Genomic DNA, 12,961 nt, shown 5'->3' on the forward strand with positions numbered 1-12,961 from the left:
CGGTGCGCTGCCCGAGCGTGAGGCGGACGTGTCCTGCTGACTACGCGAAGCCGCTCATGCCGGCCGGATCCCGATCAGACGGCGCACCGCCGCGAGTCTCGCGGGCGTTCCTGGCCAGTGCTCCTCGAGTGCCGCCGGTCCTGCGCGGCAGGCCACTGACCGCAGTGCGAGCGCGACGATCACTGGATCGTCGGCATAGTATTCCGGCCCATCCCTGACAGGGCGCGGCGCCGCGCACACTCGGGAGATCTCGCATCAGAATCGGCCCGCATCACGGTCACCGACCAGCTGCATCATCCAACCCCCGAGAGCCGCCGCCGATGAATTGGTAGGGAGATGTCCGTTCGATTCCGTATTCGAGAGTGCCCGGACTCGTGACCACCACGCCGACCAATCGACGCGGCACCTTCCGGAAATGCTCGGACCACCGATGCCTCGGATTATCCCCAGCAAGATTATCCCCAGCAAAAGGTATAGATTCACTCTTGTGATCGATGCAGATCAGGCGTGAATCGGACTGGGAAACTTCGGAGGTTCCGATGTCCGCGGATTCGGTCGGCCCCTCGACGCGATCCCGTCGAGGGCTGAACGGCATCTCTGTGGCCGCGGAGCTGTCCGGGTTCGGGATCCAGGCGCTGCGGTCAGCGGTGCCATCGCGCCGGTCCGATCCACAGGCCGGTTGCGGGTGGTCGTTGCGAGGGGGTGTCGATCACGAGGACAGGGATCCGGATCGGGGTGGTAGATGGGGTCGGGACCCGCGGGGGCCTCCGATACCGCCCCTGGGGTTCGGCCGCTGCCCGTTGCACATCCATCCGCCACGTGGCTGACTTGCCATGGGCCACGCGGTATTCGGGGTTGCGTAGCAGGGCGTAGGCGGTCAGGACCTGCTGAAGGCGCTCGTCCGCCGACGAGTCGGCCGGCCGGCCGGGTACACGGGTGTCGGGGTGGTGTTCGCGCAACAGTCGCCGGTAGGCGCTGGTGATCTCGGCCGGGGACGCCGCCGGGGACAGCCCCAGTACCAGATATGGATCCTGCTCGGTGGCCATCACCGCTTCCCTTTCGTGCGGTGCGGACGAAGAGGTGGTATCGGGCTCGGGGTGCCGGAACCACCAGGGTGGGACGGGCCCGACTCGCACGAAGGGCCCGCCCCGGCTTGTGCCGATGCGGGGGGGCACTGCCCGCCCGAGACGGCCGACAGATTTCCGGATGCCAGTCAATGGCGGTGCGCCTCGATCCGACCATGACGATCATCGGATTCGTGGTCGGCGCAGTTCTCATCGGGTGGTCGGCGGCCGGGCGGGTTGCCCGGGTTCGCCGCGCCGCGTGGGAAGGAGATGACAGGTGAAGGAAGGCGGCAACGGCGAACCCTGACACGTGCTCTCGTGTGGTTGATCACCCCCTTTCGCGACTGTTCATCGGTGAGAGCGCATCGTTGCGGTCGGTCTTTCTCCGGCCTCGGTGGTGAGCGCTGCGTGGCCCGGATCTCGGGGGCCGGTGGGTCCGACACCGTCCACCCCGGCGATGCGGGAGGGGATGGCCGCGGCGGACCGGCCGGTGCGGTGGCCACCTGGTGGAGCAGGACCACGGCCTGCGGCGTGAGCGCGTCGGCGAGGAGGCGGTCCGAATCGGCCACGAGCAGTGCATATTCGAGTTCGTGCCACGGCCATACCACCTCGCGTTCGGTACGCTCCCCAATCTCGGTGGCGTCCACCTCCGCGACCATGTTCGCCAATGTCATCTTCTGCTCACCCCCTCCCGAACCTTGACGCCGCGGTCAGGCGCTGACGGCCTTCCTCTCGGAATGCCCACTGCTGATCTCGATCTTGCGGGGCTTGGCCTTCTCCGCGACCGGGATCGTCAACCGCAGCACCCCGGCGTCGTAGTTCGCCTCGATCTTGTCGGCATCGAGATTCTCACCCAGGAACAACTGCCGGCTGAACACCCCGCGCGGCCGCTCGGCCGCAACCATCTCTCGGTTCTCGTCGAGCGCGGGCCGTTCGGCGCGCACCGTCAGCGTGTTCTTGTCGACGTCCAGATCCAGCGAGTCGGCATTCACACCGGGTAGATCGAACTCCACCACGAACCGGTCCTCTTCGCGCCACGCGTCCATCGGCATCACCGCCGGACGAGCCGCGGTACCGAGGATCTGTTGCGTCAGACGGTCGAGATCACGGAACGGATCCGTCCGCATCAACATCGTGTCCACCTCCTGAAACCATCTCATTCCATCAGGTAAACTCCAGCAGATGCTGTAGATTTGGTATAGCATCTTCAGTAGGCAATGACAAGGGCCTGCGCGAGAAAATTCCCGATCGGAGCGACATGGCCGCAGAATCCGGGCGTGATGCCGACTTGCCCTCGGTACGTGGCGTTTACAGCATCTCGGTGGCCGCCGAGCTGTCCGGGTTCGGAGTCGCGGCGCTGCGCCTGTACGAGGAGTACGGGCTGATCACCCCCCTCCGTACCGGCGGGGGCACCCGCCGCTACAGCGACCACGACCTGGCCCGGCTCGAACGCGTCGCCGAACTCATCGACGCCGGAGTCAACCTCGTCGGCATCGGCCGCGTCCTCGACCTCGAACACCGCACCGGCGAACTCGAACGCGACAACCGGCGCCTGGCCGCAGACAACGCCCAGCTCCGCGCCGAACAAACCCCCGCCACCGAGACCGACCCAGACGCCACCCACCTCGGAGCCGACCCAGACCCGCCCGCGAGCCCGGCATCGGAGACCACCCGAACCAATCACCCACGACGTCAGGCCGGGCAGCGTCCGCGCCGGCGGGAGAGCTCACCCCAGGCACGGGCCACCGGCGAACGCGGACATCACTGACACCGTCGGACCAGGTCCGGACAGTTCTGTCTCGACGATCGCGGCACTGCGGACGTCGCTCTCGCACTGGCTCGAGCGCCCCGGCGATCTGCGCCACCGTCTGCCGACAGCTTCGGAAACCGAACCCCATCCACGATCAGTGCCGAGAGCGGGACTGCTCGTCGGTCCGCATAGCCGGCACGGCAGCGAACGCGGTGATCAGCAAACCCAGCAGAAGCAGCACATTCATCTTGTCCCCCTGTTTGTGTCAGCGCGGACCTATCTGGTGGACCGGTCGGCGGTCGTCGGCGTACATGGCCTCGATCCTCGCTTTGATCTCCGCGGTGCTCATGCCGCCGTTGCGCCGCACCGGCGGCCGCGAGGTGGGGCAACTCTGCGGCTACCGCGATGCGCTAGAAATTAGGACGTGAACTCAGAGCAGGTGTTCGATGGGGATCCGCAGCGGGTGGGCAGCTTCCGCTTCTTCCTGGACGGGCAGCGGTGGGAATGGTCCGATGCCGTCGCCCGGATGCACGGCTACCAGCCCGGTGAGGTCACACCGACCACGAAACTGCTGCTCTCCCACAAGCACCCCGAGGACCACCCGCACGTGGCGCGGGTCCTGGACCGGATGATCAGCGCCGCCGAACCGTTCAGCAGCAGACACCGCATCCTCGACACCGCCGGCGAGATCCACCAGGTCGTCGTCGTCGGGGACCGCCTGTGCGACGAGACCGGTGCGGTGATCGGGACGACCGGGTTCTACATCGACCTCACCGACTCCTACCGCGACGAGGTGAACGAGTCGGTCGACGAGGCGGTCGCCGAGCTCGAGCAATCGCGGGCGGTGATCGAGCAGGCAAAGGGTGCGTTGATGCTGGTTTATGGCATTCCCGCCGACCGGGCGTTCGATGTCCTCGTCTGGCGGTCGCAGGAGACCAACACCCGGCTACGTATCCTCGCGGAACGGATCGTCGCCGGGTTCAGTCAGTGTGAGACCGGTGCGGGTCTGCGCACCCAGTTCGATCGTCTGCTCCTCACCGCCCACGAAGGCGCCCCACGCCCGGTGTAGACGGCCGTCGCGGCAGGGTGGTCGGCCTGACCGATGATTTTTCCGCGCCGTGCTGGTCTGTACACCGAATACCGACTCGCGGGAGGCTGACACCATGCGGAAACTGACCTTCGCCATGAACGTGAGCCTGGACGGTTATATCGTCGCGCCCGGCGACGACCTCGGCTGGAGTGTGCCGAGCGACGAGCTGTTCCAGTGGTGGTCCGACCGGGTGGGGGCGACAGGCACGGCGCTGTACGGCCGCAAACTGTGGGAGACGATGAGCTCCCACTGGCCGACCGCCGACCAGCAGCCGGGTGCCTCACCGGCGGAGATCGAGTTCGCCCGCCGCTGGCGGGACATGCCGAAGGTGGTGTTCTCCTCGACGACCAGCACGGTCGACTGGAACACCCGCCTGGTCACGGGCGACGCGGTCCCCGAGATCACCCGCCTCAAGGCCGAGGACGGCGGCCCCATGGACATCGGCGGCGCAACACTCGCCGCAGTGGCCATGCGGGAAGGGCTGATCGACGAGTACGCGATCGTCACCCATCCGGTCCTGGTAGGTGGCGGCACCCCGTTCTTTGCGGACCTGGACAACTGGGTGAACCTGACCCTGGTGGAGACCGGGACGTTCCCTGACGGCGTGGTACTGACCAGGTACGAGACCAGGCGCTGAGTACCCAAACTCGGATCGGCCCGGGCCGCCCAAGGATCTCGTGGCGCTGTGTTTCGAGGCGATCGTGATACCACTTGACGACCAGGAGCCGAGCCCTTGCGAGTCTTCGTAGAAGGCGTCGTCGCTGGGTCGCACGCTTCCCGGGCGATCATTCATTCCGCCTCGTTCGTTCGACTCTGGGTCTCCTCGATGCGCTGGCGCTGCCGGACCCCGTACGCCGCCTCCTTGACGGCGGCGTCGTCCTCGAGACCCGACCCGAGCGCCCCACCGATGGTGGCGATGGACGCCAGCAGCCAGGTGAGCGTGAGGTAGTCGGAGAAGTTCACCCCGTGCCCGAGAATGCGGGACAGCAGTTCCGGGGGAAGAGTGAGACACGCGGTGAACAGGAGCAGGCAGAACAGGGCCACGTGGAGGACGATCACACCGATGACCAAGGTGGCGACGGTCGCGGTGTTGTACAACACAGATCGATCGCGCTCTTCCGGCGACTTCGGCCGCTCCCACAGTTCGTGATCGAGGATCAGCCAGAGAATCATCGCCACGATCGACAGGATCGTCGCCGCACTCATACGCCATGGGCCCATCGTGTCGGCGAACAACCAGATCGTGTTGGTGGCCAGTGCGATCGCACCCGTGGCGAACGCGCCGACGAGCACCTTCGACAGTCCGGTGACCAGTCGCCACGGCCGGTTCGCCCGCACCATCCCCGACAGCAGTCGCAGCCGTCTCAGTCCCGAGGGCGCGAAGTACCGGATGCCGTCCTCGATCTGCACACACGGGAAGCGTCGTGCCGCGCCGGGGGGCATGAGTTCCGGTTCCCCGAGGATGTGGGCGATCGCGAGTTCGGTGACGGTGCGGACGCGGCGCTCGATGTGGACGCCGCCCACCCCGGCGACGGAGATGAGCGCGAAGAGGTGGTCGGCGCTGACGTCGGCCACCACCGGCAGGGTGTTCTCGCGGCGTGGTAGATCGGTGAGGTACACGACGATGTCCTCCCCTTCGGAGGACGGATCGACCGCGTCGATCACATCTGCGAAATCCGCTTGCTCGTCGGAGAGGTAGGGCTTGCAGCGCACGCATGTAGTCCACCGGCGCTCGAGGCGGTCACGGCTTCGCAGGCGTTGCGGCAGGTGCTCCGCGATACGTTCCGCGAGAGCCACAGGTTTGCCCGGATCCGCGATGAACAGCACCGAGGCCTGCTCACCCGCGGCACCGGATTGCCCTCCCTGGAGGTGTTCGTTCGCCTTCACCGTCTTCGCGTACCCGCCCGGTCTGCCCCCAAACTCCCAGGCAGTGGGTGCGAGTCGATCACGGCGCCGCCGCGCTGTCCGTGTCCGGTTGACAGGTCCACCTGGGTCCGCCGAGGCATCGTCGACAAGAGCGGGAATCGGTGGGGTCTTTATGCTGGCCGGTGTGCCGGGGCTGATCGACCGATCCGGCGCGGCTGGTCATGACCACTCCCGACGGCTGCGCCGAAGAGGCCGCCGACTGGTGCGACCGACCACCACAGCAGTACCCAGGGTGGGGACGGTGGCTCGGCCGAAAATCTGGCAATCGCCGGTATCGGGCCCGGCGGCCCGAATGTCGGCGGTCCGACCCACCTCCACGCCACGACGCGAGCATTCCCAGGACGGCGCGATAGAGCGCCAACGCCGGAACCAACTCGAGCTATCGGCAGAACGGCTACGTGCAGTCACCTCGGTAGTTCACCAGACCGAGGCTCACGCCTGTACCCCGTTCGCCGATCCGCTTACGGCGTCCCGGCCCTGAATCCAGCATCAGATGGAAGGATATTCGGTCATCGGATCCTTGCCGAGTACATGCTGGCGGACTCGCGCGTCGCGGCGCGCATTTCGGGACGGTTCCGACTCGGCGGACACGCCGGTTGGTGCGGACGTCGAATTGGAGGGAAGTCAATCGCCCACTCACTGCAACGCCCTGAAGTCTAGCTAGACGGTGCCTACGTCAGCGGAGTCGTTCTCACCGTAGGGCTCCCCCTATGCCGGTGCCTATCTGCGGGCGCCGCCACAGCTCCCATGCGAGTCGCAGGACTCCGATCGCGGTAAGAACGGTCAGCGACAAGACGGCGGGTACGGAAATCGCTACCGGAAAAACTAGGAGGGCCGCGGCGGCGGTGAGGAGCCGATCGACGGTGAGCTGATGGTGGTCACGCCAACGGTAGGCCACCTCGGCGGCGTAGAACAGTGCCACCCCACCGGTGAGGGCGAGGGCGGCCAGCGGCGCCAGCGGCTCGTCGATGTGTTCCACCGAAACCCGAGCCCCGAGGGCGAAGTAGACAATCCCCGCGACGAGCGGCAGGTGCAGGTAGCTGTAGGCGTCGCGCGCCAACCGTGCCCGATCGACACCGAGTGTTCCCTGCATACGTTTTTCGGCGCCGGCGGTGAGGCCGAAGTAGGTCCACCACAGGGTGGCCGAGATCAGCACCCCGAGAACCACAGCGCCGAGGACACCGGGACGGCGCAGGTTTTCGGTTGCCCCCGCCCCCAGCTCGATGATCGTCTCGCCCAGCGCGATGATGATGACCGAACCGTGGCGCTCGATGAAATACGAAGGTACGACCCGAAGTCCGCTGATTCCCGCTATCAGGGGACTGCCGAAGTCGACCGCCGCCGCCGCGACCCACAGCAACTCACGGTAGGGGGAGGCCACAAAAGCAGCGGCAACGATCAAGGCCGGCCCGACGAGCAGGCCCGGCGCCAGTCGGCGGATCGCCGACGCCAATCCATCCTCGTCGTGGGATGACGAGGCTAGGAACATACCGACGTTGATGACGCGGACGGCGAGCAATGCGAGCCCGAAAACGAGGGCCCCGGTGGTGAATGCGGTCGGCAGTGCGATGGCCGCGATGAGCATCGCCGCCATCGCGACGATGATCAAAGTCGTGTGCATCACCCGCGCCGTGTCGAATGTGTTGGTCAGCCAGGCGTAGCACACCCACGCCCACCACAGGGCGAGCAGCGCGAGCACACCCCGGCCGAAAGCCTGCCAGGAGATGTCACTGAGCATCAGGTGTGTGACCTGCGACATCGCATACACGAAGGTGAGGTCGAAGAACAACTCCAGGTTGCCCACCGACCGCCCATTCGACTCCTGCGATCCGTCGGTGTCAGGCTCGCGGCCGGCGGATCCCCCGGCGGCGTTGCCGTCGTCGACCGTCATCGTCGACCAGTGGTCATGATCATCGCCCGTTGCTGTTCACCAGTAATGTTGTTCTCCGATATCAGCTTCTCGGGGGTGATCCGCACCAGCAGCATCCCCTCGCCCGCATTGAGCCGGCCTACTCCTCTGCCCCGATGTCGGTCGCTCGCTGTGCCACCGCAGCTGCTGCCGACCCGGTTGTACAGATCCCGTGGCCGGGGGCGTGCGCCTCCATTCCGACCGCTTCGACGCTCACATTCGCGACGTCGCCCTGTCGACGCGGTTCCCTGACGACGCAGTTCGCGGCTCACAGCGCCGCCACGGCCGCCTCGGCGACGGTCTTGTCCTGCTCCCCGATGCCGCCGCTGACGTCGACCGCCCCGACGACCTGGCCGTTGTGCCGCAGCGGCACACCGCCGGTGAAGATCATGGTGCGCCCACCGTTGGACACGTGTATCCCGTAGAACTGCCCGCCCGGACCCGCGTTGGCCGCGAGGTCCTCGGTCGAGATGTCCAGCGCTCGCGCGGTGAACGCCTTGCTGATCGAGATGTCGATGCTGGCGATCCAGGCACCGTCCATCCGCACGTGAGCCACGAGGTTGCCGCCGGCATCGACCACCGCAATGTTCGTCGGCGACTCGATCTCGTCAGCTTTGGCCCGCCCGGCGGCGATCACCCGCTGCGCATCGTCGAGGGACACCGAGGTCTGGTTCACTGTCATGACGCACCCGCCCGGGGCTTCGCGAACTGCGCGACGATGGCCTGACAGAACGCGGGGAGGTCGTCGGGCGAGCGGCTCGAGATCAGGTTCCCGTCGATCGCGACCTCTTCGTCGACGACGTCGGCCACGGCGTTGCGCAGGTCGGTCCGCAGACTCGGGTATGAGATGAGCGTTCTGCCTTTGGCCACACCGGCCTCGACGAGGGTCCAGGGACCGTGGCAGATTACCCCGACCGGCTTTCCCGAGCCGACGAAGTCGCGCACGAACGACACCGCCGCCTCCTCGATTCGCAGCTTGTCGGGGTTCACCGTGCCGCCCGGCAGCAGCAAGGCATCGTAATCGTCGACCGCAACATCGGACACGGCCCGATCTACGGTGAACGTGCCGGCCGCGTCGAGGTCGTTGTTGCGTGCCTGGATTTCACCGGTCTTCGGCGACAGCAGCTCCGTGTGCCCACCGGCTTGGTGCACCGCGTCGCGGGGTCGCTCGAGTTCGACTCTTTCGACCCCGTCGGCAGCAAGTATCGCGATCCGCTTGCCCTGCAGTGTCATTGCCATCATTGTGCTCTCTCGGTCCGGGCCGCCTCACGGATGCAGTACGACCTTGGTCCATCCGTCGTCGCGGGCATCGAAATGCTGGTAACCGGACTCGGCCTCGGCGAGTGGCAGTTCGTGGGAGACGATCCAGGACGGCTTGGCACGGCCCTGGTGGATCAGGTCGCGCAGCTGCCGGTTGTAGTGCTTGACGTTGGCCTGCCCGGTCCCGACCTTCTGCCCCTTGAACCAGAATTTGCCCATGTCGAAGGCGATCTTGCCGTTGCGTTCGAGTTCGTCGGGGCCGTTTCGGTCCTGGGGCAGGAAGATGCCGACCACGCCGATGTGGCCGGTGAAGCGCACCGAGTCGACGAGCCGGTTCATCGTCATCGCGGCGTCCTCGTGACCCTGCGGGTCGTGCGCCTGATAGCCGACGCACTCACAACCCTTGTCGGCACCCTGCCCGCGGGTCTGTTCCAGGACCTGCTCGACCGGGTCGCCCTTCGAATCGTCGATCGGAATGACGCCGATCTGCTCGGCGAGCTCGAGCCGGTCCGGATGCCGGTCGACGATCATCACCTTGCTCGCGCCCTGGATCATCGCCGAGTACGCCGCCATCAACCCGACCGGCCCGGCCCCGTACACCACCATCGAATCGCCGGGCTGCATGTCCGCGAGGCGGGTGCAGTGCCAGCCGGTGGGAAAGATGTCGGAGAGCATCACGTAGTCGGTTTCCTTGTCCTGGGCATCCTCGGGCAACCGCAGGCAGTTGAAGTCGCCGAACGGCACCCGCAGATATTCCGCCTGCCCGCCCCAGAACGGGCCCATCCCGGCGAACCCGTATGCGGCGCCGGCCATCTTCGGATCCGGGTGCACCGTCAGGCAGAACGCGGTCAACCCTTCCTCGCAGTTGCGGCAGAAACCGCAGCCGATGTTGAACGGCAGGCACACCCGATCCCCGGGTGAGACCTTGACCACCGCATTGCCGACCTCGGCGACGATCCCCAGGTTTTCGTGACCGAGGACCATCCCGGGCTCCAGATCGGTGCGGCCCTCATACATGTGCAGATCCGACCCGCAAATATTGGTGCTGGTGATCTTTACCAGCACATCGGTCGGCTGCTCAATCCTGGCATCGGGCATGTCCTTCACATGAACCTCACGTGGCCCGTCGTACACAAGCGCTTTCATCTCGACTCCCTGATGCTGCGTTTCCGGTTGATCCCGGCCCGGCGGCCACAGGCGATGACATGTGAGCGGCCGAATGAATCGTGCCGCTGGGCAGACGCGACAGCGCACGGAACTGAAAACAACACCAAAACGTTGGCACACCACCATGTTTCGCGTCACAGCCGACAACAGCGGGCGCATTCAGGGCGTCGCATTCCATCCACCATGGAGTCTCCTCTTTCGGCTCCACGATTGCTAGGGGTGAGATCGGTTTCCTTGATTCGTGGGCTCGGGGCTCCTTCCCTTCACCGGTCGATGGTGTGATGCTGGACCATGTCCACCACCTCGAACAGGAGACCCGACATGGCCACCAAGGCGCTGCTGGTCCGACTCGAAGCCAAACCCGGCAAGGAAAGCGCGGTCGAGGAATTCCTCCGATCGGCGCTGCCACTCGTCGAACAGGAGCCCGGCACGAAGCCCTGGTTGGCGGTACGGTTCGGCCCCTCGACGTTCGGCATCATCGACGCATTCCCCGACGAGGCCGCCCGCGACACACATCTCAATGGGCCGGTCGGCAAGGCCCTCGGCGAACGCGCCGACGAACTCTTCGCTGCGCCGCCCGAAATCAGCAACCTCGACGTGCTCGCCGACAAGCTCTGAGCCGCCGAGTCCGCCGAACCTGTCGAATCTTGGTACACAACGACGAGGCGAGCGCGCAGCCTGACACGTCACCGGGCCCCCACCACACTCCACCGAACTCGGGACATCCTCCGCGACCACCATGCTCACCTAGGTCAAAGAAACTCAATCGGCGACGGCGCCCAACGGCCGGCCGTGGCGCGTCCGGTGACCGATCCCTATTCAGGGACGAGCGCGAGCGCCCACCGCTGGGGCACGTGCTGGGCGCCGAACCGTTGCCGCTCGCCACCGGACAGGCGGATCCCGTGCTCACCGATCTGCGGGTGCAAACCCGCGGTTTCGGTGTCGATCCGGTCGCGCAGGTTGACGGTGTCCAGGGCCGCCCAGCACTGCTCGTCCGTCACCTCCGGGGCGGCGAGGGTGAGGTTCTCCCGGACGGTGCCCGAGATCGCGGGCGCGTTCTGTTCCACGTAGCGCGTGCGACGGTGAAGCTCACCGAGTCGAGGACGGGATGGTCGGGGCGGTACCCGAACCGGGCGTCGCGGAATTGGACCATCCACTACTCGATCGGGGATTTCCCCCGTCGCATCTTCAGCGGCTGAGCGTTCGACGATCCGCTCCACCGGATCCAGACGGGAGCTTGCCGACAGAGTCATGGATGGTGCTCACGGCCACCGCAGCCGCAGATGCACGCAGCGTGACCGGGAGCACGCTTGACGAGTTCGATGCTCCAATAGCCGAGGACGGATTCATCGTCGCGTTGAGGAAGTGCACTTGTCCCAACTGGCGATGAGTTCAGTCGGAAATTCGCCGAGCTGACATTCGGTGGTCCACAGCATCGGACCGAGCGCCCAATCCGCCGACACCGCCGCTGAAAGTGAAGCGAGAGCGACCCACCCGAGACGCATCAGCACCGGCATCCCCCAATCATGCCGGACTGAGTGTCGCGTGCCGCCTGTCCGCCGGCATCGCGTTCGCGGATCCGCTTGCGGCACAGGGGCCAGCAGTCCTCAGCGGTGCGCTTCTTCGACCCAGGAAGGATGTCTTCCACTGGTGTCGCACACCCAGGTTCGGGAGTCGTTGCTGTCGAGGTCGACGGTGTCGGTGAGCCAGTAGGTATCGTCGGGCGCCCATCCCGCGATGACACTCGCGGTGTCGGCGTCGACGGTGATCGCGGTGTCGGCGTCGACGGTGATCGCGGTGCCCGCCGCGGCGAGGTATCCCGCCACGGTGAGATGTACGCCCTCGTACCGTTCGGAGAGCCGCGGCCAGTCCGGAAAGACCCATCGTCCTGAACGTCCGGTGGTGCGGTACCAATCGTGTCGTTTCTGCGCGGTGACCTCGACGGAGAACTGTCTGCACAGTTCTGCCCACGCCTGCGCACCGTCGACCTCGTACACGCGAGCGCTGGCGGGAATGTTCATTCGTCGCGTGACGGCGCGCTCCCATCCCATGCTGTCCTCGACGAACCACAAGCCGGCCGGGGTCCCGTCGAACAGCGGCTGGGACGAACACCGTGGAGGTGGAGTCGACCACCACCAGCCGGACCAGTTCGCCGACGGATCCGCCGGACGATCGCGTTCTGCTCGCACTTCCTCCGCGGCAGTCCGATCACGGTAGTCATGCAACAGTTCTGCGGTAGTGGAGTCAACGGGATCCGTACCGTCCTCACTCCAGCCCACCGACCACTGATCGGTCGCAGCGGGCGTCGTCCACCACTGCGTATGCGGGGATCGTGCGATGTGCTCGGCGACCCGTCGAAGCTCACGGCGCACCGGCTCGGCGGCGACGAGGATGTCTTCGCCGTCCGGCTCCTGCCAGTAGCGCGCCGCGTCCACCGCGTCGGCGAGGGCCGAACGGAGTGCAACCGCCGTCACCTCGGGCAGCGGCACCTGGGACAGGCGGTGCGCCACATCGTCTGCAGTGAGGACGGTCCGCCGAGCCTTTTCAGCGCCGGGCCCGAACAGCACGCGTGCACCTTCCCGACCGGACTCGAGGTGATACGACGCCAGAAATACGGCGTGATCGACCAAGTCACCGCGGAACTCGGAGTGCAGAGTTCGTTCGGCGTCTCTCGCGTAGGCGAGGAGCATCCGACGCCCACGTGGGCCGGCCAACACTGCTTCTGCGGTAGTCATGTGCTGACCACCCTAGAGTCCCCGAGCCGACGCGCCTCCGCATACGTTCTCACCGGGGGC

At 66.3% G+C, this 12,961-nt stretch carries 13 protein-coding genes and 1 pseudogene; 4 read left to right on the plus strand and 10 right to left on the minus strand.

What is annotated here, in order from left to right; all coding sequences use genetic code 11:
• Nucleotides 1-641: 641 nt before the first annotated feature.
• The 3 genes and pseudogenes from GO592_RS31640 to GO592_RS31645 form a co-directional block, all read right to left on the minus strand.
• A complete protein-coding gene (locus tag GO592_RS31640) occupies nt 642-1,046 on the minus strand; it encodes a J domain-containing protein (RefSeq protein WP_007298670.1) in 405 nt (134 codons plus the stop codon).
• Between the two features lie 350 nt (nt 1,047-1,396).
• Nucleotides 1,397-1,738 (minus strand): annotated as a pseudogene (locus tag GO592_RS44810) (hypothetical protein); the annotation flags it as partial.
• A gap of 36 nt (nt 1,739-1,774) precedes the next feature.
• Entirely contained in the window at nt 1,775-2,197 is a 423-nt protein-coding gene (locus GO592_RS31645) for an Hsp20/alpha crystallin family protein (RefSeq protein WP_007298672.1), read from the minus strand.
• A 125-nt stretch (nt 2,198-2,322) separates the two neighbouring features.
• Between GO592_RS31645 and GO592_RS31650 the strand changes: the two genes are divergently transcribed.
• The 3 genes from GO592_RS31650 to GO592_RS31660 all read left to right on the plus strand — a co-directional run bounded on the left by GO592_RS31650 (nt 2,323) and on the right by GO592_RS31660 (nt 4,541).
• A complete protein-coding gene (locus GO592_RS31650; protein WP_172652140.1) occupies nt 2,323-2,832 on the plus strand; it encodes a MerR family transcriptional regulator in 510 nt (169 codons plus the stop codon).
• Between the two features lie 406 nt (nt 2,833-3,238).
• Entirely contained in the window at nt 3,239-3,883 is a 645-nt protein-coding gene (locus tag GO592_RS31655; protein ID WP_007298675.1) for a PAS and ANTAR domain-containing protein, read from the plus strand.
• A 94-nt stretch (nt 3,884-3,977) separates the two neighbouring features.
• Nucleotides 3,978-4,541, plus strand: a complete 564-nt coding sequence (locus tag GO592_RS31660; RefSeq protein WP_007298676.1) for a dihydrofolate reductase family protein — start codon at nt 3,978-3,980, stop codon at nt 4,539-4,541.
• 152 nt (nt 4,542-4,693) lie between these two features.
• Here the strand turns inward: GO592_RS31660 and GO592_RS31665 are convergent, their stop codons facing one another.
• From GO592_RS31665 to GO592_RS31685, 5 genes are all read right to left on the minus strand, one after another.
• Nucleotides 4,694-5,791, minus strand: a complete 1,098-nt coding sequence (locus GO592_RS31665; RefSeq protein ID WP_007298677.1) for a hypothetical protein — start codon at nt 5,789-5,791, stop codon at nt 4,694-4,696.
• 730 nt (nt 5,792-6,521) lie between these two features.
• Nucleotides 6,522-7,721 carry a low temperature requirement protein A gene (locus tag GO592_RS31670; protein ID WP_007298678.1) on the minus strand — a complete coding sequence of 400 codons (1,200 nt, stop codon included), beginning with the start codon at nt 7,719-7,721 and terminating at the stop codon, nt 6,522-6,524.
• 286 nt (nt 7,722-8,007) lie between these two features.
• Nucleotides 8,008-8,421 (minus strand): GlcG/HbpS family heme-binding protein, encoded by a 414-nt coding sequence (locus GO592_RS31675; RefSeq protein WP_007298679.1) that lies wholly within the window; start codon nt 8,419-8,421, stop codon nt 8,008-8,010.
• Nucleotides 8,418-8,978, minus strand: a complete 561-nt coding sequence (locus tag GO592_RS31680; protein WP_039951921.1) for a type 1 glutamine amidotransferase domain-containing protein — start codon at nt 8,976-8,978, stop codon at nt 8,418-8,420. The genes GO592_RS31675 and GO592_RS31680 overlap by 4 nt, the downstream gene beginning before the upstream one ends.
• Before the next feature lie 27 nt (nt 8,979-9,005).
• The gene (locus GO592_RS31685; protein WP_172651930.1) at nt 9,006-10,145 is read right to left on the minus strand and encodes a glutathione-independent formaldehyde dehydrogenase; all 1,140 of its coding nucleotides are present in this window, start codon (nt 10,143-10,145) and stop codon (nt 9,006-9,008) included.
• A gap of 342 nt (nt 10,146-10,487) precedes the next feature.
• On the opposite strand from GO592_RS31685, the gene GO592_RS31690 reads away from it, so the two are divergent.
• Nucleotides 10,488-10,784 carry a putative quinol monooxygenase gene (locus tag GO592_RS31690; protein ID WP_172651931.1) on the plus strand — a complete coding sequence of 99 codons (297 nt, stop codon included), beginning with the start codon at nt 10,488-10,490 and terminating at the stop codon, nt 10,782-10,784.
• 197 nt (nt 10,785-10,981) lie between these two features.
• On the opposite strand, the gene GO592_RS31695 is transcribed toward GO592_RS31690, so the two are convergent.
• Together GO592_RS31695 and GO592_RS31700 are read right to left on the minus strand one after the other, a co-directional pair.
• On the minus strand, nt 10,982-11,233 hold the full coding sequence (locus GO592_RS31695) for a hypothetical protein (protein WP_007301197.1): 252 nt from the start codon (nt 11,231-11,233) through the stop codon (nt 10,982-10,984).
• Nucleotides 11,234-11,773: 540 nt separating this feature from the next.
• A complete protein-coding gene (locus tag GO592_RS31700) occupies nt 11,774-12,856 on the minus strand; it encodes a hypothetical protein (RefSeq protein ID WP_007301198.1) in 1,083 nt (360 codons plus the stop codon).
• Nucleotides 12,857-12,961: the final 105 nt, after the last annotated feature.

Source organism: Rhodococcus sp. 21391 (assembly GCF_016772255.1).
Lineage (GTDB): Bacteria > Actinomycetota > Actinomycetes > Mycobacteriales > Mycobacteriaceae > Rhodococcus_F > Rhodococcus_F opacus.